Origin of the sequence: Streptomyces sp. NPDC008163 (genome assembly GCF_042956885.1) — a bacterium.
Classification (GTDB): domain Bacteria; phylum Actinomycetota; class Actinomycetes; order Streptomycetales; family Streptomycetaceae; genus Streptomyces; species Streptomyces drozdowiczii_A.
In genome coordinates this window covers 116,336-133,247 of the sequence record NZ_JBIBHG010000017.1, presented here as the reverse complement: position 1 = coordinate 133,247, position 16,912 = coordinate 116,336, and the positions used below count along the sequence as shown (strand labels likewise).

Annotated in this window: 18 protein-coding genes; 10 read left to right on the top strand and 8 right to left on the bottom strand. The window is 72.2% G+C overall.

From position 1 onward, the window contains the following. Positions 1 to 77 precede the first annotated feature (77 nt). Positions 78 to 1,016, bottom strand: coding sequence for a mycothiol synthase (gene mshD / locus ACFZAT_RS30835; protein WP_391268782.1), 939 nt, complete (start codon positions 1,014 to 1,016; stop codon positions 78 to 80). Positions 1,017 to 1,218: 202 nt separating this feature from the next. On the opposite strand from mshD, the gene ACFZAT_RS30830 reads away from it, so the two are divergent. After that, positions 1,219 to 3,096: a 5'-nucleotidase C-terminal domain-containing protein gene (locus tag ACFZAT_RS30830; RefSeq protein WP_391268781.1), complete on the top strand. Its 1,878-nt coding sequence runs from the start codon at positions 1,219 to 1,221 to the stop codon at positions 3,094 to 3,096. A gap of 84 nt (positions 3,097 to 3,180) precedes the next feature. Here ACFZAT_RS30830 and ACFZAT_RS30825 read toward each other — a convergent pair whose 3' ends face one another. From ACFZAT_RS30825 to ACFZAT_RS30800, 6 genes are all read right to left on the bottom strand, one after another. Continuing rightward, the gene (locus ACFZAT_RS30825; RefSeq protein ID WP_391268780.1) at positions 3,181 to 4,497 is read right to left on the bottom strand and encodes an LPXTG cell wall anchor domain-containing protein; all 1,317 of its coding nucleotides are present in this window, start codon (positions 4,495 to 4,497) and stop codon (positions 3,181 to 3,183) included. A gap of 127 nt (positions 4,498 to 4,624) precedes the next feature. Continuing rightward, positions 4,625 to 6,055, bottom strand: a complete 1,431-nt coding sequence (locus tag ACFZAT_RS30820; protein ID WP_391268779.1) for an ATP-binding protein — start codon at positions 6,053 to 6,055, stop codon at positions 4,625 to 4,627. Next, positions 6,052 to 6,783: a response regulator gene (locus tag ACFZAT_RS30815; protein WP_391268778.1), complete on the bottom strand. Its 732-nt coding sequence runs from the start codon at positions 6,781 to 6,783 to the stop codon at positions 6,052 to 6,054. Before ACFZAT_RS30815 ends, ACFZAT_RS30820 begins: the two co-directional genes overlap by 4 nt. Before the next feature lie 92 nt (positions 6,784 to 6,875). Then, positions 6,876 to 7,940, bottom strand: coding sequence for a trypsin-like peptidase domain-containing protein (locus tag ACFZAT_RS30810; protein ID WP_391268777.1), 1,065 nt, complete (start codon positions 7,938 to 7,940; stop codon positions 6,876 to 6,878). Positions 7,941 to 8,053: 113 nt separating this feature from the next. After that, positions 8,054 to 9,094, bottom strand: coding sequence for a LacI family DNA-binding transcriptional regulator (locus ACFZAT_RS30805; protein WP_073964795.1), 1,041 nt, complete (start codon positions 9,092 to 9,094; stop codon positions 8,054 to 8,056). Between the two features lie 24 nt (positions 9,095 to 9,118). Further along, the gene (locus ACFZAT_RS30800) at positions 9,119 to 9,904 is read right to left on the bottom strand and encodes a response regulator transcription factor (protein ID WP_265542746.1); all 786 of its coding nucleotides are present in this window, start codon (positions 9,902 to 9,904) and stop codon (positions 9,119 to 9,121) included. 239 nt (positions 9,905 to 10,143) lie between these two features. Here ACFZAT_RS30800 and ACFZAT_RS30795 point away from each other — a divergent pair, with 239 nt between their 5' ends. From ACFZAT_RS30795 to ACFZAT_RS30760, 8 genes are all read left to right on the top strand, one after another. Next, positions 10,144 to 11,028 (top strand): alpha/beta fold hydrolase, encoded by an 885-nt coding sequence (locus tag ACFZAT_RS30795; protein WP_391268776.1) that lies wholly within the window; start codon positions 10,144 to 10,146, stop codon positions 11,026 to 11,028. A 65-nt stretch (positions 11,029 to 11,093) separates the two neighbouring features. Further along, entirely contained in the window at positions 11,094 to 11,348 is a 255-nt protein-coding gene (locus ACFZAT_RS30790) for a MoaD/ThiS family protein (RefSeq protein ID WP_391268775.1), read from the top strand. A 10-nt stretch (positions 11,349 to 11,358) separates the two neighbouring features. After that, entirely contained in the window at positions 11,359 to 12,585 is a 1,227-nt protein-coding gene (locus tag ACFZAT_RS30785; protein WP_391268774.1) for a hypothetical protein, read from the top strand. Between the two features lie 122 nt (positions 12,586 to 12,707). After that, positions 12,708 to 13,397, top strand: coding sequence for an LmeA family phospholipid-binding protein (locus ACFZAT_RS30780; protein ID WP_391268773.1), 690 nt, complete (start codon positions 12,708 to 12,710; stop codon positions 13,395 to 13,397). A 207-nt stretch (positions 13,398 to 13,604) separates the two neighbouring features. Beyond that, positions 13,605 to 13,712 carry a putative leader peptide gene (locus tag ACFZAT_RS30775; RefSeq protein WP_365679305.1) on the top strand — a complete coding sequence of 36 codons (108 nt, stop codon included), beginning with the start codon at positions 13,605 to 13,607 and terminating at the stop codon, positions 13,710 to 13,712. A 161-nt stretch (positions 13,713 to 13,873) separates the two neighbouring features. Further along, positions 13,874 to 14,719 carry a rhodanese-like domain-containing protein gene (locus ACFZAT_RS30770; protein WP_391268772.1) on the top strand — a complete coding sequence of 282 codons (846 nt, stop codon included), beginning with the start codon at positions 13,874 to 13,876 and terminating at the stop codon, positions 14,717 to 14,719. Positions 14,720 to 14,767: 48 nt separating this feature from the next. Beyond that, on the top strand, positions 14,768 to 15,055 hold the full coding sequence (locus ACFZAT_RS30765; protein WP_018101653.1) for a DUF1416 domain-containing protein: 288 nt from the start codon (positions 14,768 to 14,770) through the stop codon (positions 15,053 to 15,055). Between the two features lie 155 nt (positions 15,056 to 15,210). Next, positions 15,211 to 15,540, top strand: a complete 330-nt coding sequence (locus tag ACFZAT_RS30760; RefSeq protein ID WP_391268771.1) for a DUF3099 domain-containing protein — start codon at positions 15,211 to 15,213, stop codon at positions 15,538 to 15,540. 23 nt (positions 15,541 to 15,563) lie between these two features. Here the strand turns inward: ACFZAT_RS30760 and ACFZAT_RS30755 are convergent, their stop codons facing one another. Beyond that, positions 15,564 to 15,926, bottom strand: coding sequence for a DsrE family protein (locus ACFZAT_RS30755; RefSeq protein WP_374781319.1), 363 nt, complete (start codon positions 15,924 to 15,926; stop codon positions 15,564 to 15,566). Positions 15,927 to 16,033: 107 nt separating this feature from the next. Here ACFZAT_RS30755 and ACFZAT_RS30750 point away from each other — a divergent pair, with 107 nt between their 5' ends. Next, the gene (locus tag ACFZAT_RS30750; protein ID WP_391268770.1) at positions 16,034 to 16,888 is read left to right on the top strand and encodes a hypothetical protein; all 855 of its coding nucleotides are present in this window, start codon (positions 16,034 to 16,036) and stop codon (positions 16,886 to 16,888) included. Positions 16,889 to 16,912: the final 24 nt, after the last annotated feature.

Genomic DNA, 16,912 nt, shown 5'->3' with positions numbered 1-16,912 from the left:
CTAGTTGAGTAGTGAAAGGGTGCCGTAAGGGAGGGGCGGCGTCAAGCGACGCCGCCCCGAGCGGACTTGAGGGGTGATCAGGACTCCGTGCGGTACATCAGGTCGACCTCGTGCGTCGTGAAGCCCATCCGCTCGTACACGGCGAGCGCCGCCGGGTTGTCCGCGTCGACGTAGAGCATCGCGGTCGGCAGGCCCTCCGCCGCCAGGTGGCGCAGCCCGGTCGCGGTGAGCGCCTTGCCGAGGCCGCCGCCCTGCGCGTCGGGCCGGATGCCGACCACGTACACCTCGCCGAGCTGCTCCTCGGCGTGCACCTTCGTCCAGTGGAAGCCGATCAGTTCCGGGGCGCCCGCGCCGTCCTCGCGCTCGGCCAGGAAGAAGCCCTTCGGGTCGAACCAGGACTCGGCCTTGCGGTCGTCCAGGTCGCGCTGGGTCAGCGAGCCCTGCTCCGGGTGGTGGGCGAACGCCGCGCGGTTCACCGCGAGCCAGGCGGCGTCGTCCTCGCCCGGGACGAAGGTGCGCACGGTGACGCCCGGCGGGAGCACCGGCTCGGCGAGGTTCAGCGGGTTCAACGGGCGGCGCAGCTGGCGCAGTTCCCGGAACAGCGAGAGGCCGAGGACCTGGGCGAGGTGGCGCGCCGCGGCCTTCCCGCCGTGCGCCCAGACCCGCAGCCGCTTCCCGGTGGCGGCGAGCAGGGCGGCCCCGAGCGCGCGGCCGTGGCCGTGGCCCCGGTGGGCGGGGTGCACGACCAGCTCGGCGGCCGGGGCTTCCACGGGGTCGGTGTCCTCCAGTTGCGCGTATCCGGCGAGCACGCCTCCGGCGGACAGCAGGAAGTGCCGTACGCCTTCCCGCTGTCCGCCACGCAGTTGCAGACGGCCCTGCTCCGAAACGGCCTGCCGGCCGTCGGCACGCGCGGCCTCGGCGAGCAGGTCGAGCACGGCCGCGGCCTGGTCGGGGGAGAGGGTGTCGAGCGTCTGGATCTCGCGTCCGGGGGCGGGGAGCGGTGCGTCTGTCGTCATGCGTACGAGCGTAAGGGCCCGCTGCCCGCAGGTCCTGGTCGCCTGCCCGGGTCCGGGGCGACGGTTCCGTCCTCGTTCTCCGGACGGGCTGGAACGCCGCACCGGTTGGCAACCACTTCGTAACCCCGTACACCTGTCGCGCTACGCGCGTTGACTCTAGGCTGCGGCTCGTACTTCACCCGCTGAACTCACAAGGGGACCGATGTCAGCGACACCGCAGAAGAACCGGGCGTCACGGCGGGTGCTCGCCGCCGCGGCCGGTCTCGCCACCGTGGGCGCGCTCGTCGCCGCCATGCCGGCCGACGCCCACGGGCGCGGCCACGGCGGCGACCACGGCCACGGGCACCACACGCCGGCCCGGACCGTCGACGTACAGCTGCTGTCCTTCAACGACCTGCACGGCAACCTGGAGCCGCCGGCCGGCTCGGCCGGTACGGTCACCGAGACGCAGGCGGACGGCACGACGAAGGCGATTCCGGCCGGCGGCGTCGAGTACCTCGCCTCCTCGCTGCGCACCGCCCGGAAGGGCCACCCGTACTCGATCACGGCGGCCGGCGGCGACATGGTCGGCGCGAGCCCGCTGCTGTCGGGGCTCTTCCACGACGAGCCGACCATCGAGGCGCTGAACAAGATCGACCTCGATGTCACGAGCGTCGGCAACCACGAGTTCGACGAGGGCGCGACCGAGCTGGCGCGCCTTCAGAACGGCGGCTGCCACCCGGTCGAGGGGTGCTACGAGAAGGGCAAGAAGTTCCCGGGCGCCGATTTCCCGTACCTCGCGGCCAATGTGACGAGCGAGAAGTCCGGGAAGCCCATCCTCAAGCCGTACACCGTATGGAAGAAGAACGGCGTCAAGATCGGCTTCATCGGGGTGACCCTGGAGGGCACGCCGAACATCGTGACGGCCAACGGCGTCAAGGGGCTCAAGTTCCACGACGAGGTCGAGACGATCAACAAGTACGCCAAGGAGCTGGACCGCCAGGGCGTGAAGTCGATCGTCGCGCTCATCCACGAGGGCGGTCTGCCCGCCTCCGCCTCGTACAACTACGACTGCGACAGCCCGGGCGCCGGTGACGGCATCTCCGGGCCGATCACGGACATCGCCAAGGGCATCACGCCGAAGGTCGACGCCCTGGTCACGGGCCACACCCACCAGGCGTACGTCTGCACCATCCCGGACCCCGCCGGCAACCCGCGCCTGGTCACCTCGGCGGCCTCCTTCGGCCGGCTGTACACGGACACGACGCTGACGTACGACCGCCGCACCGGTGACATCGTGCGCACGGCGGTTCGGGGCAGCGGCAAGCACGGTTCGAAGCACCACGGTCCGACCCCGTCGAACCCGGTCTCGGCGAACCACCTCGTCAGCCGTGACCAGGCGCCCGCCAAGGACATGACGGACCTGATCGCCCGCTGGAACACGCTCGCGGCCCCGATCTCGAACCGGCCCCAGGGCTACATCTCCGCCGACATCAACGGGCGCGGCTCCACCGCCCCGGAGAAGCCGCTCGGTGACCTGATCGCGGACGCGCAGCTGGAGGGCCTGGCCCCGGCGGACAAGGGCGGGGCGGTCGTCGCCTTCATGAACCCGGGCGGCATCCGCGCGGACCTGGTGTACAAGGCGTCCGGCAGCGAGGGCGACGGCGTCGTCACCTACGGCGAGGCGTTCACCGTGCAGCCGTTCACCAACATGATGAACGTCGTGGACCTGACCGGCGCCCAGCTCGTCTCCGCGCTCCAGCAGCAGGTCAGCGGTTCCAACGAGGCCAGCCCGAAGATCCTCCAGGTCTCCAAGGGCCTCACCTACACGCTGGACATGACCAAGTCCGGCGCGGCCCGCGTGGTCACCGACACGATCAAGCTGAACGGCGAGGCGATCGACCCGGGCAAGACGTACCGCGTCGCGATGAACGAGTTCCTGGCGGGCGGCGGCGACGGCTTCGCGGCGCTCGGTCAGGGCACCAACAAGCTGGTCGGCGCCTCCGACCTGGATCTGTTCAACGCCTACCTGGCCGCGCACTCCACGTCCTCGTCCCCGCTGGCCCCGCCGGCGACGGACCGGATCACGGTCGTGCAGTAGAGGGAGCAGCACAGTAGAAGGGGAGGGGCTGCGGACCGGTCGAACCGGTCCGCAGCCCCTCCCCCTTTCCGCCCGCGCGCTCGCTCAGACCTGTGCGCCGGCCTTGCGGCGGCGGACGACGAACACGGCCGCCCCACCGAGCGCCACGGCGGCGGCGCCGGTGATGCCGAGCGGGACGGTGGCGTCGGACGAGCCCGTGGAGGCGAGGCCGCCGCCGGTGGACGCCTCGTCGGACGCCGAGCCCTGGGCCTGCTGCCCGGAGGTGCCGGTCGAGCCGGTGGAGCCGGTGGAGCCGGTGTCACCGGTGGAGCCCGTGTCTCCGGTGGTGCCTCCGTTGCCGGTGGAGCCGGTCGTGCCGGTCCCCGAGCCCGCGGCCTTGACCGTGAAGGCGGCCGTCTCCCCGCCGGGGGCGCCGCCGCAGGAGCCGTCCTTGTTGACGTACTCGGCCGAGGTGAGGACGACGCCGTTGCCGGCCGGAGCCTTGGCGTCGGCGGTGAGGCGGAGCTTGACGTCGGTCTGCGCGCCCGCCTTCAGCGCACCGATGCCGATGCGGTGGTCCTTGGCGACGGCGTGCCACTTCGGCGACGCGGCGGTGGACCACTGGAGGTGCATGTACGCGTCGGTCGTCTTGAGGCCGGTCGTGTCGGTGGTGTGGACGTACGCGTACGCGGTGACCGCGTCGAGCGTCTGCTCGGTGCCGTTCCTCACGCGCAGCGAGAAGGTGGTGCCGGTGCCGGCGACGACCGAGGAGGGCAGGCCGGTCAGGGTGGCGCGGAGGTTCGCGGGCACGCAGTCCGGGCCGCCCTCCTCCTCACGGGCCTTGGCCAGTGCCTCGTCGGCGGCGGTCTTGGCGGCGAGTGCGTCGGCCACGGCCTTCTGCAGCACGCCGTAGGCGCGGACGGCGGCGACGCGGGCGTCGTCGCTGGCGGTGTCGGCCTCCGTGGCCCTGGTCTCCGCTTCGGCCTCGGCGGTCGCCGCGGTGGCGGCCGCGGCCTCGGCGCCGGTGACGGCCTTCCCGGCGGCGGTGCGCTCGGCGTCGGACGCGGTGTCGGGCAGCGCGGCGAGCGCGGCCTTGGCGTCGGTGACGGCCTGGTCGGCGGTGGTCCTGGCGGCAGCGGCGTCGTCCGCCTTCTTGCGGGCGGCCCTGGCCGCCACGGCGAGGGGTGCCTCGTCGGAGACGGCCGCCTCCACGACCTCGTAGCCGGCCTTCTGCGCGGCGAGCGCGTCGTCGTAGGCCTTCTGCGCCTCGGCGGCGGCCTTCTCGAGTTCCTCGATCGTCGGCTCGGCCCGGGCCTCCGCCGCCGGCTCGGAGTCGGCGAAGGCCGGGGTGACGGAGAGGAACGCGGCGGGGGTGGTGACGGCGACGGCCACGGCCGTGGCGAGTATGCGGCGAATCTTCACATGAGCCCTTGGGGTCGGTCCGGGGAAGCGGACGGTTCAGGCGGTGCCGGCCACAGCGGAGTGAACACGCGGGCGGCTGTGAAGATCCTATGAGGTATGTGCATGGCCTCTGCACGCGAGGGGGGTGTCAGTCGCGTACGGCGTCCGGCGGCGGCTGCGGGGCCCCCGGCAGGTTGATCGCCGCTTCCGTGCCGCCGCCCTCGGCCGGGGTGAGGGCGATGTCGCCGCCCGACTGCTGGACCGTACGGGCCACGATCGACAGGCCGAGGCCCGAGCCCGGGAGCTGGCGGGCGGACGGGGAGCGCCAGAAGCGTTCGAAGACGTGCGGGAGTTCGTCGGCGGGGATGCCGGGGCCGTGGTCGCGGACCGTGAGGCGGCCCCGGTGCAGGACCACGTCGATCGTGCCGTGCGCCGGGCTGAACTTCACCGCGTTGTCCAGGACGTTGACGATCGCCCTTTCGAGGGCGGCCGGTTCGGCGCGTACGTACCAGGGGGCCAGGTCGTCCGTGATCGTCAGCTCCGGACCGCGCAGCCGGGCGCGGCGGAGGGCGGCGCGGGTGATGTCGTGCAGGGCCACCACCTGGAGCGGGCCCGGCTGGGCGGCGTCCGGGCGGGCGAGCTCCTGGAGGTCGCCGATGAGCGCGGCCAGCTCCGTCATCTGCGCCTTGACCGACGACATCAGGGCCCTGCGGTCGTCCGGCGGGATCGCCCGGCCGGTGTCGTCGCTGCGGGCCAGCAGCTCGATGTTGGTCCGCAGCGAGGTGAGCGGGGTACGCAGCTCGTGGCCCGCGTCCGCGATGAGCTGGGCCTGCCGGTCGCGGGAGGTCGCCAGGGACGCGGTCATGGAGTTGAACGACCGGGACAGGCGGGCGATCTCGTCCTCGCCCTCGACGGGGATGCGGACGGTCAGGTCCTCGGTCCTGGCCACGTGCTCGACGGCCTCGGTGAGCTCGTCCACGGGGCGCAGCCCGGAACGGGCGACCCAGAGCCCGGCGGCGCCGGCGCCGACGACGCCGATGCCGCCGACGAGGAGGAGGACCCAGGCGAGGGTGGACAGGGGGTCGTCGATCTCGCTGAGGGGGCGGGCGATGGAGAGTCCGAGGGGGATGGCGGGCTCCCCCGGAACGCCCGTCGCCGTCACCGGGGAGGTGAGGACGCGCATCTTCGCCCCGGCGGAGTCGGTCTCCGTGTGCAGCTGGCCGGTCGGCTCGCCGCCGATCACCGCGAGGTCGTCCTGGGTCACCGGGAGCCGGGGCGAGCCGGGGGCCACGCACACGTTCCCCTGGCTGTCGATGAGCTGGACGGTGAGGCCGGTGTAGGGCGTGGGCGGCCGTTTGGCGGTGGTGCGCTGGCAGTACTGGTACAGGTCGGTCAGATAGACCTTGTCGACCGTGGCACCGCGCAGCGCCTCGTCCTGCTGCTCCTCCAGCTGCTCCCGCGTCACGAACCAGCAGGCCACCGCCACCGCCGCCACCGCCACCGCGACCGCCGTCGCGACCAGCAGGGCCAGCCGGGAGCGGAGCGGCAGCGCGCGGAAACGCCGCACCGGGCCCGTCATCCGTCGCCCCCGCCGGAGCGGAGCGCGTACCCCACACCGCGCACGGTGTGGACGAGGCGCGGTTCGCCGCCCGCCTCCGTCTTGCGGCGCAGGTACATCACGTAGACGTCCAGCGAGTTGGAGCTCGGCTCGAAGTCGAAGCCCCACACCGCCTTCAGGATCTGCTCGCGGGTCAGCACCTGGCGCGGGTGCGCGAGGAACATCTCCAGGAGCGTGAATTCGGTACGGGTCAGCTCCACGCGCCGGTTGCCGCGCATGACCTCGCGGGTCGACAGGTCCATGCGCAGATCGGCGAAGGAGAGCACGTTGTCGTCGGGGACGGGACCGCCCGAGGCCGTCGCGTACGAGCTGCGGCGCAGCAGCGCGCGGATGCGGGCGAACAGCTCGTCCAGTTCGAACGGCTTGACCAGGTAGTCGTCGGCGCCCGCGTCGAGTCCGGTGACGCGGTCGCCGACGGTGTCCCGGGCCGTGAGCATCAGGATGGGCGTGGTGGTGCCCGTGGCGCGGATGCGGCGGGCGGCGGTCAGGCCGTCCATGCGGGGCATCTGGATGTCCAGGACGATGAGGTCGGGGGCGTACGACTCCGCCTTGGCGAGGGCGTCGAGGCCGTCGACGGCGACCTCGGTGCCGTATCCCTCGAAGGCGAGGCTGCGTTGCAGGGCCTCGCGCACGGCGGGCTCGTCGTCGACGATCAGAATGCGCTGCGGATCGTCTTCGGCGGGGCTCATCGCTCTCTCGTCCTCTTCTCGGTCGTACGGGCCGGGGCGCGGGGGCCTGGGGGGTGTCGCCGGATACCCACTAGTTTCTCAGCCCCGTACGGTCAGGAACCGTTCCCGGCCCGCAGGGTGTCGAGGTCGGCCTTCAGGGTGTTCACCGGGATGGCGAAGCCGAGGCCGACGCTGCCCGCGCCGGAGCTGCTCTGACCGGCGGCGGAGCTCGCCGAGTACATCGCGGAGTTGATGCCGATGATCTCGCCGTTCATGTTGATCAGCGCACCGCCGGAGTTGCCAGGGTTGAGCGAGGCGTCGGTCTGGAGGGCCTTGTACGTGGTGGTGGACTCGCCGGTGTCGCCGTTGAACTGCTGTCCGCCGAACTCGAAGGGCCACTGGCGCCCGCCGCCCTGCTGTTCCTGGCCCTGACCCTGGCCCTGCCCGTTGCCGCCCTCCTTGGCGACCGTGACGTCACGGTCGAGGGCGGAGACGATGCCGCTGGTGACGGTGCCGGTCAGGCCCTCGGGCGAGCCGATCGCGACGACCTCGTCGCCGACGGCGACCTGGGAGGAGTCGCCGAGGGTAGCGGTCTTCAGACCGCTCGCGCCCTGGAGCTTGATCAGCGCGAGGTCCTTGTCGGCGTCGGTGCCGACGACGTCGGCGGTGTACGTCTTGCCGGTGCTGAGGGTGACCTTGATCCGGGACGCGTCCGCGATGACGTGGTTGTTGGTGACGATCTCGCCGTCCGAGGTGATGACCACGCCCGAACCGGTGGACTGGCCGGCCGTCGAGGTCGCGCCGATCTCCACGATGGTCGGCGAGAGGGCCTTGGCCACACCGGACACCGTGCCCTTGTCGCTCTGCGAGACGGTGGTGCCCTGGACGATGCCGCTCCCGGCGGCCGTGGTGGCGGGGTCGTCGGCGAGCCTGCCGATCACCGTGGCCGTGCCGCCGCCGATGACCGCCGCCGCGATGGCCACCGCCGCGACGAGCGCGACCGGCTTGCGGGCCCGGCGGCGGTGTGCGGGCGGCTCTTCGCCGGGGCCGGGGCCCGTCGGGGCCGGAGAGACCGGCGGGAGGGGCTGGTATGACGGCGGCGGCGGGTAGGCCGCTTCGCCGTTGCCGTACGAGGGGTACATCGGGTACTCGCCGCTCGGGCGCTGGCTCTCTGTCATGTCTATGAGCCTGTCCGGCCAACATGAGAGGAGCGTGAGGGCGTCCTGAGAAGCCCGGCAGAACCGCGTATGCCCGATATAAAGCCCGGGGCCCCCGACGGGAGGCCCGGGGCTCAGGCGGACGCCGGCGGCTCTCCGCAGCCGCACGAGCGGCGGACCACCAGCGCCGAGGGGAACTGCTTCAGCCGCTCCCGCCGCGACCCCGAGACCCGCAGCGAGTCGTCGAGCACCAGGTCCACCGCCGCCCGCGCCATCGCCGGGCGGTCCGAGGAGACCGTGGTGAGCGGCGGATCGGTCAGCCCGGCTTCCTTGACGTCGTCGAAGCCGGCGACGGCCAGCTCGCCCGGCACGTCGATGCGCAGCTCGCGGGCGGCCCGCAGCACGCCGATCGCCTGGTCGTCCGTGGCGCAGAAGATGGCCGGCGGCCTGTCCGGCCCGGAGAGCAGTTCCAGGGCCACCTGATAGGCGTCGTAGCGGTTGTACGGGGCCTGGAAGAGCCGGCCCTCCGTGGAGCGACCCGACTCGTGCATCGCGCGCCGCCACCCCTCGACGTGGTCGGCGACCGGGTCGCCGACGGACGGGGTCTCCTCCGTGCCGCCGAGGCAGGCCACGTACGCGTTGCCGTGTTCGAGGAGGTGGCGGGTGGCGAGCTGGGCGCCGCCGATGTCGTCCGTGACGACCGCGACGTCGTCGATGGCCTCGGGCCGCTCGTGGAGCAGCACGACCCGGGCGTCCCACGCCTCTATCTCCGCCGCCGCGCGCTCGCTGGGGCCCTGGCTGACCAGGATGAGACCGGAGACCCGCATGCCGAGGAAGGCCCGCAGATAGTGGACCTCGCGCTCGTCGCGATAGTCGGAGTTGCCGACGAGCACCATTTTCCCGCGCTCGGCGGCGGCCTGTTCGACCGCGTGTGCCATCTCCGCGAAGAACGGCTGCCGGGCGTCGGGCACGATCATCCCTATGAGATCGGTCCGCCGCGAGGCCATGGCCTGGGCGACCCGGTCGGGCCGGTAGCCCAGCTCCTTGATCGCGGCGAGCACCCGCTCGCGCGTGGCCGGGGCGACCGGCCGGGGTCCGTTGTTGATGACGTAACTGACCACTGCGGTCGACGTCCCCGCCAGTCTCGCCACATCGTCCCGCGTCACCTTGGCCACGCGCGGCAGTCTACGCGGATGGAACTACCTCTTGGCAGGCCGGACCGGGGCTTCTTCCGTGACCTCGGCGACGGCCGGCTGCTCCGAACGGGTGACACCCCGCTGGGCCGCCTTGGCCTCCTCCGCCGCCCGCTCGACCTTCTCGGGGGCGACGAAGCGGTAGCCCACGTTGCGCACGGTCCCGATCAGTGACTCGTGCTCCGGGCCGAGCTTGGCGCGCAGCCGCCGTACGTGCACGTCGACCGTGCGCGTACCGCCGAAGTAGTCGTAGCCCCAGACCTCCTGGAGCAGCTGCGCGCGGGTGAAGACCCGGCCCGGGTGCTGCGCCAGGTACTTCAGCAGTTCGAATTCCTTGAAGGTCAGGTCGAGGACCCGGCCCTTCAGCTTCGCGCTGTACGTCGCCTCGTCCACCGAGAGGTCGCCGTTGCGGATCTCCATCGGGGAGTCGTCGGCAGTGATCTGCTGCCGGCCGGTCGCCAGCCGCAGCCGTGCCTCGACCTCGGCGGGGCCCGCGGTGTCCAGCAGGACGTCGTCGATGCCCCAGTCGGCGGTGACGGCCGCGAGGCCGCCCTCCGTGACGACGAGGATCAGCGGACAGCCGGGCCCGGTGGACCGCAGCAGCTGGCAGAGCGAGCGGACCTGCGGGAGGTCGCGGCGCCCGTCCACGAGGATGACGTCGGCCCCCGGGGTGTCCACGAGTGCGGGCCCCTCGGCGGGCGCGACGCGCACGCTGTGGAGCAGGAGACCGAGGGCCGGAAGCACCTCCGTCGACGGCTGGAGGGCATTCGTGAGGAGCAGCAGAGAGCTCATCGCCGTCCACCTGCCCGGTTCGTCGGTCGTTGATGGTGCACGGTCGGCTCGCCCATGACGTTCGGTCCTCCTCGTTCCCTGCGAGAGGGGCACTCCCGGGCGCTGCCCGGGGGAGTATGCGGCTCTGCTTCGTACGGTCCCGCTGAGCTTGTCGAAACGTCGTCGTAACAACGCCCGGAAAGCACAAAAGGATCCGGGGGCTGCTCTGCCCGGATCCTCTTCACAGGAGAATAACCCACATGAGTTCTGTGTCAGAGGGGAGAATTCCGGATTTCGTTGTTCGCTCGGTCACGCGGGTACCCCTGAGGGCCGCGTTGCGGGCGGATGACGGGACCTGGATCGAGGCGGTGTACGACCCGTGTACGGGGGATGACGGCGGGGGAACGGCGATCGTCGTCGCGCACGGATTCACCGGTTCGGCGGACCGCCCCGCGGTGCGCAGGGCGGTGCGCGCGTTCTCCCGGTACGCGGCGGTGGTGACGTTCTCCTTCCGGGGTCACGGCAGGTCCGGCGGGTTCTCCACGGTCGGCGACCGCGAGGTGCTGGACCTGGCGGCGGCGGTCGCCTGGGCGCGCTCGCTGGGACACCGGCGCGTGGTGACCGTCGGCTTCTCGATGGGCGGCTCGGTGGTGCTGCGGCACGGGGCGCTGTACGCCTCCCCGGCGGCGGACGGCGGGGACGGCCACGGGGCCGAGCGGGTTGCGGAGCGCGAGGGGCGCGCAGGGGCGCGCACGGGGGCGCACGCGGACGCGGTGGTGTCCGTGAGCGCCCCCGCGCGCTGGTACTACCGGGGGACGGCCCCGATGCGCCGCCTGCACTGGATGGTGACCCGGCCCGCCGGACGGCTGGTCGGGCGCTACGGCTTCCGCACGCGCATCCACCGCGAGGCGTGGGACCCGGTCCCGCTCTCCCCGGTGGAGGCCGCCGCTCTCATCGCCCCGGCCCCGCTGCTGATCGTGCACGGCGACCGGGACCCGTACTTCCCGCTCGACCACCCCCGTATGCTCGCCGCCGCCGCGGGCGACGCGGCGGAGCTGTGGCTGGAGCGGGGCATGGGGCACGCGGAGAACGCGGCCGACGAGACCTTGCTCACCCGCATCGGCGACTGGGTGGTGCGGCGGTGAACCATGATGGAGGGCCGGTGTCCCCCGAACCGGCACCGGAGGAACGGAACGAAAGGAGTGCCGCCATGCCCGCGGGAACGATCCGTTACTGGGCGGCCGCCAAGGCCGCGGCCGGGACCGCGGAGGAGCCGTACGCCGCCGCGACCCTCAAGGACGCGCTCGACGCGGTGCGCGAGCGGCACCCCGGCGAGCTGAGCCGCGTACTGCTCAGGTGCTCGTTCCTCATCGACGGCGACCCCGTCGGGACCCGGAGCCATGAGACCGTACGCCTTGCCGAGGGCGGCACGGTCGAGGTGCTCCCGCCGTTCGCAGGAGGGTGAACCCCAGCACATGAGCAACGATCAGCAGTATCCGTACCACCCGGGCGGCCAGGGCCCGGAGCAGCAGCAGCAGTACGGGTACGGGCAGGACCCGCAGCAGCAGTACGGGTACGGGCAGGACCCGCAGCAGCAGTACGCGTACGGCCAGGACCAGCAGCAGTACGGCTATCCGCAGCAGCAGGGGTACCCGCAGCAGGACTACCCGCAGCAGGCGTATCCGGACCCCTCGGCCGGCCAGCCGGACCAGGGCGCCGCGCAGACCTGGCAGGGGCAGACCTGGGACACGCAGTACCAGCCGACGGTGCAGCGCACGGACGGGCCCGCGCCGCAGGGGGAGCACACCGCGCCCCTCGGCACCGGCTCCTGCCCGCTGCCGCCCGAGGTCCACGCGGAGCCCGCTCCCGTGGCACCCGTGCCGCCGGTCCCCGCCGCTTCCGGCGCCGACGGATACAGCGCCCCCACCACCCTCGGCAACGCCCGGATCACCGACGCGCAGCGCGCCCGGGCCGAGGGGCGTTCCCCGATCATCGCGCCGGGAATCCAGCCGGCCGCGATCACCGCGGTGCTCGGGCTGCTGCTGGCGCTCGGCGCGGCGATCGGCTCGTACGCGCTGGCCGTGCCGCTGGTGCTGCTCCAGGCGGTGACGGCGGCGGGCTGGTTCCGGCTGAACGGCATGTGGCCGGCCCGGCAGGGCATCGCGCTGGCCTTCGCCGGCGGCCTGGTCGCCGATGTGGCGCTCCTCGCGGCGGGCCGGGAGAACGGTCCGGCCGCGATCATCGGCACGCTGGGCGTCTGGGTGCTGCTCACCGTGGTCCTCCAGCTGCGCAGCCGGGCGGGCGCGGACGAGCGGATGCAGGGCCTCATGGCGACCGTCGCCTCGGCCGCCTTCGCGGTGCTGGCGGCCGGCCACCTCGCGGCGGTCCCGGACGCGGTGACGGTGGGCGCGGTCGCGGTCGCCGCCGCCGTGCTCGTACGGGCGCTGCCGCTGCCCGCGCCGGTGTCCGTGGTGGCCGCGCTGGCCGTCGCGGCGGGGGCGGGGGCGGTGGCGGGGGGCTTCACGGACCTGGGTGCGAGGGGTGCGTTCCTCGGCCTCGCCGCCGGGGTCTGCGCGCTGATCGGGCTGCGGGTCGCGAGCTATGACTACCCGTCACGCTTCGTGCACATGACGGCGGGTGTGGCCCTGCCGCTGACCGCGGCGGCGCCGGCCGTCTATGTGCTGGGCCGCGTGCTGACGTAGTCCCGTACCGCTCGAATCCGTAGCGCTCCATCCGCATGGCGAAGCCCTCCACGGGGAACCGTTGGGGGGCTTTCGCACGTCGATCACGCCGTACGGGCGGCAGGGGTGGGGGAAGGACAGGCATGCGTGCACTGCGAATATGGGGCATCGCCCTGGTGATCCTGGCGGCGTTGTTCGTGGCCGTGGACCGGGTGGCGGTGCACATCGCCGAGTCGCAGGCCGAGGACCGGGTGCAGGTCCCGGGCGCGCAGATCGGCTCCACCGACGTCTCCGTCAAGGGCTTCCCGTTCCTCACCCAGCTCGCCGGCTCGGAGCTGGACGAGGTCGACGTGAAGATCACCGGCATCGAGACCCGCGCCGGGGGGCGCACGCTGCGGATCTCCACCATGAACGCCGAACTGCACGACGTGCGGCTGACCGACGGCTTCTCCGGCGCCACCGCCGCCCGCGCCACCGGGACGGCCGTGATCTCGTACGAGGACCTGACCAAGGCCGCCAGCGACGGCGTCGCGGTCGAGTACGGCGGCAAGAACAAGGTGAAGGTGACCGGGACCGTCAACGTGCTGGGGCGCACGATCTCGCGCAGCGTCCTGTCCACTGTCACGCTGCTCGACGGCCGTACCGTCCGCGTCCACGCGGACAAGGTGCCGGGTGAGGGCATCCCCGGCCTGGAGAAGCTGGTCCGCGAGAAGACCGACTTCGAGCGCGAGGTGGGCGGGCTGCCGAACGGCCTGAAGCTGGAGAGGATCCAGCCCACCGCCGAGGGCCTGGAGATATCGGTGACCGGCACCGATGTGCGCCTGGCGGGATGACCGGGCCCGCGAGCGGGTAGGGAAGGCCCGCCCAGCCACATAGTGAGACACCCCGGTCCGGTCCGCAGATGGCCGACCGCCCCGACGCCGCGCGCGACGGTGCCGGGCCTGCGCCGAAGCGGCAGTCATTCCGTCATGCGGACGATCCTGTCTCACTATGCGACACGGCGGTGACATGTCCGCCCGTACGTCCCTACGATCGGTCCCATGCAGTGCTCTATTGGCGGTCTCCCCCAGGGTGGCCAGGCGGACCTCACGAAGCGGCGGGCAGTGGACCTGTGCCGCGTCGCCGCCATGCTCTGTCGCACTGTCTGAGCGGGACGCCCGGTTTCCCGCATTCCCAGGCCCTTCGACCGCACGTCGGGGCCATCCCGCATGCCGCCCGTGGACAACGGGTCCGGCCCGCGCCCCGCACATCCGCATGACGCACGACCCGTGCACCATCTCGCCGCAGACTGCCCCGGAGGAGAAACACAATGAGCCGCAGTGACGTCCTGGTAGACGCCGACTGGGTCGAGGCCCACATCGACGACCCGCAGGTCGCCATCGTCGAGGTCGACGAGGACACCTCCGCGTACGAGAAGAACCACATCAAGAACGCGATCCGGATCGACTGGACCAAGGACCTCCAGGACCCGGTCCGCCGCGACTTCATCGACCAGGCCGGTTTCGAGGCGCTGCTGTCCGCGAAGGGCATCGCCAACGACACCACGGTCGTCCTCTACGGCGGCAACAACAACTGGTTCGCGTCCTACGCCTTCTGGTACTTCAAGCTCTACGGCCACCAGGACGTCCGCCTGCTCGACGGCGGCCGCAAGAAGTGGGAGCTCGACTCCCGCGACCTCGTGGACGGCGACCAGGTCCCGTCCCGCCCGGCCACGCAGTACCAGGCCCAGCCGCAGGACGAGTCGATCCGTGCCTACCGCGACGACGTCGTGAAGGCCATCGGCACCCAGAACCTGGTCGACGTGCGGTCGCCCGACGAGTTCAGCGGCAAGCTGCTCGCCCCGGCGCACCTCCCGCAGGAGCAGTCGCAGCGTCCCGGCCACGTGCCGAGCGCCCGCAACATCCCGTGGTCGAAGAACGCCAACGACGACGGCACCTTCAAGTCGGACGACGAGCTGCGCGCCCTCTACGAGGCCGAGCAGGTCGACCTGTCGAAGGACACCATCGCGTACTGCCGCATCGGCGAGCGCTCCGCGCTCACCTGGTTCGTGCTGCACCAGCTGCTCGGCCAGGAGAACGTCAAGAACTACGACGGTTCGTGGACCGAGTACGGCTCCCTCGTCGGCGTGCCGATCGAGCTCGGCGCCAACAAGTAATCCGTACGACCCGGATCAGCACGTTCCCCCGACCAGAAGGACTGAACCATGTGTGGAGCAAAGGCCGGCGGCCCCGACGCTTCGACCATCAAGCCCGGTGAGACCACCATCCAGGGCAGCGTGACCCGCGACGGCGAGCCCGTCACCGGATACGTCCGCCTGCTGGACTCGACCGGCGAGTTCACCGCCGAGGTCCCGACCTCGGCGACCGGCCAGTTCCGCTTCTACGCGGCCGAGGGCACCTGGACCGTTCGCGCCCTCGTCCCCGGTGGCACCGCCGACCGCACGGTCGTCGCCCAGACCGGTGGCCTGGCCGAGGTGGCCATCGCCGTCTAGTACGACCGTCGGCGCAGCCGACGACCGGCCGAAGGGCCGTACCCCAGGGGGTTTGGACGCTTGCCTGGCACGGGTACGGCCCTTCGTGCCGCCCGCATGAAGTGCGGGTTCTCCCAGGACCGGCCGAGTGCGCCGATCGGGCCTACGCTGGACTCATGTACCGCCGACGCCGGCGCGCCTACTTCGTACTGATGGGCGTATGCCTCGTCCTCTTCGTCTCGGCCTGGGCCTTCGTGAGGCTCTGGTCGATGCCCGCCGCCATCGCGATGTGTGTGGTCGCGATGGTGATCCCGCCCGTCGCGGCGATGGTCGGCAACCGCAAGGGTCCGGAGGACCGCTGGTGGGACGAGCCCGGCGGGCGGGAGGAGCAGCAGCCGCAGCCGCCTCCCGGTGACACCCGGCCGCGCAAAGGCGGCGGCGCCACCGGCGATCCGGAGTCGGACGCGTGGTGGGACGAGCTGGACGGCCGGAAGCGGCGCGGCTGAGGAGCTTCTGGGGGCAGGCGCTCTCAGTAGACGAGTGCCTGTACGCCGTCGGCCATGATCTCGCTGACGAAGACCTGTGCCCCGGCGATCCGCACGCCCTCCAGCACGTCCGCCTCGGTGATGTCGCGCCGGGCCGCGCACTGCGTGCACAGGGTGATCCGGCCGCCCGCCTGGATGGACTCGATCAGGTCCGGCAGCGGTGCGGCGTGCGGCAGTTCGAACTCGGCGGCCCGGCCCGGCAGGGCGAACCACGCCGATTCCCCGGTCAGCCAGAGCGAAACCTCCACCCCGCTGGCGACGGCCACCGCCGCCACCGTGAACGCCTGCGAGCAGCGTTCGGCGGAGTCGGCACCTGCGGTCACCTTGATCACGAGCTTCTTCGGCATATACGGAACTGTAATCCTCGGCCGCACAACCCCACCCCCAACCTGTGGGTCAGTTGTGTGCGCGGATAACGGAATCCGTGCTTCAAGGTCTCGTGGGGGGACCCATTTTGCATTCGAATGACAGCATTTCCGACGGGCAGCCCGAGCCGCCCGTCGATGCGGGCGAGGCGGCCGGGGCGGGGGAGCGTCCGGAGCCTGCGGCCGAGCCCGCCGCGGAGCCCGCCGGCGCCGTGAAGCGGCGCCCGCGCGGGCGTACGACCCTGATCATCGCCGCCGCGCTCGTGCTCGGCATCGCCGGCGGCATCGCGACCGGTTACGCCGTGCAGGCCGGCCACGCCCCGACGCCGCTCGCCGCGCTCTCGCAGCCGGGGCTCGCGTACCCGGCGAAGGCGCTGCCCGCCGACAAGGCGCCCGGTCCGCTGCCGGCCTCGCAGGACCGCCAGGTCCGTACGGAGGGGGACCTGCGCAAGCTGATCGTGCCCCGGCCGAAGGGCTGGCAGGAGGACAAGGCCCTGACCGCCCTCACCCAGGACGGCTGGCTGGGGGTGGAGGACTACGCCATGAACTTCGAGAACGAGGAGTACATGTACAGCGACCTCCTCGACCAGGGGCTCCGCCGCGTCGCGGGCACGTCCTGGACGAAGGGCGAGTACCGCGCGGCCGACGTGTACCTGGTTCAGTTCCGCTCGGGCGCCGCTGCCGCCGCGCACGCGGAGGACCAGCGCTCGTACATGCCCGAGAAGCGTGCTGCCGGAAGCGAGGGCACCGCGATCAAGGGCAGCGCCGAGGGCCGCTACTACCTCTTCCCGGCCGAGCGCAAGGCCGGTTACCTGCCCTTCTACCAGGCCAGGGCGATCTTCAGCCGGGGCGACGTGATGGTCGACATCCACATGTACGACAGCGCGCCGATCAGCAAGAAGGACATCCGGACGCTGGCCGAGCGACAGCTGGAGCGCCTGTGAACGACGACAACACTCCCGAGTCCG

Coding starts and splice junctions, on each gene's coding strand:
- mshD (WP_391268782.1), bottom strand. CDS start 1,016: ATGACGACAGACGCACCGCTCCCCGCCCCCGGACGCGAGATCCAGACG.
- ACFZAT_RS30830 (WP_391268781.1), top strand. CDS start 1,219: ATGTCAGCGACACCGCAGAAGAACCGGGCGTCACGGCGGGTGCTCGCC.
- ACFZAT_RS30820 (WP_391268779.1), bottom strand. CDS start 6,055: ATGACGGGCCCGGTGCGGCGTTTCCGCGCGCTGCCGCTCCGCTCCCGG.
- ACFZAT_RS30815 (WP_391268778.1), bottom strand. CDS start 6,783: ATGAGCCCCGCCGAAGACGATCCGCAGCGCATTCTGATCGTCGACGAC.
- ACFZAT_RS30810 (WP_391268777.1), bottom strand. CDS start 7,940: ATGACAGAGAGCCAGCGCCCGAGCGGCGAGTACCCGATGTACCCCTCG.
- ACFZAT_RS30800 (WP_265542746.1), bottom strand. CDS start 9,904: ATGAGCTCTCTGCTGCTCCTCACGAATGCCCTCCAGCCGTCGACGGAG.
- ACFZAT_RS30795 (WP_391268776.1), top strand. CDS start 10,144: ATGAGTTCTGTGTCAGAGGGGAGAATTCCGGATTTCGTTGTTCGCTCG.
- ACFZAT_RS30790 (WP_391268775.1), top strand. CDS start 11,094: ATGCCCGCGGGAACGATCCGTTACTGGGCGGCCGCCAAGGCCGCGGCC.
- ACFZAT_RS30785 (WP_391268774.1), top strand. CDS start 11,359: ATGAGCAACGATCAGCAGTATCCGTACCACCCGGGCGGCCAGGGCCCG.
- ACFZAT_RS30780 (WP_391268773.1), top strand. CDS start 12,708: ATGCGTGCACTGCGAATATGGGGCATCGCCCTGGTGATCCTGGCGGCG.
- ACFZAT_RS30775 (WP_365679305.1), top strand. CDS start 13,605: ATGCAGTGCTCTATTGGCGGTCTCCCCCAGGGTGGCCAGGCGGACCTC.
- ACFZAT_RS30770 (WP_391268772.1), top strand. CDS start 13,874: ATGAGCCGCAGTGACGTCCTGGTAGACGCCGACTGGGTCGAGGCCCAC.
- ACFZAT_RS30765 (WP_018101653.1), top strand. CDS start 14,768: ATGTGTGGAGCAAAGGCCGGCGGCCCCGACGCTTCGACCATCAAGCCC.
- ACFZAT_RS30760 (WP_391268771.1), top strand. CDS start 15,211: ATGTACCGCCGACGCCGGCGCGCCTACTTCGTACTGATGGGCGTATGC.
- ACFZAT_RS30755 (WP_374781319.1), bottom strand. CDS start 15,926: ATGCCGAAGAAGCTCGTGATCAAGGTGACCGCAGGTGCCGACTCCGCC.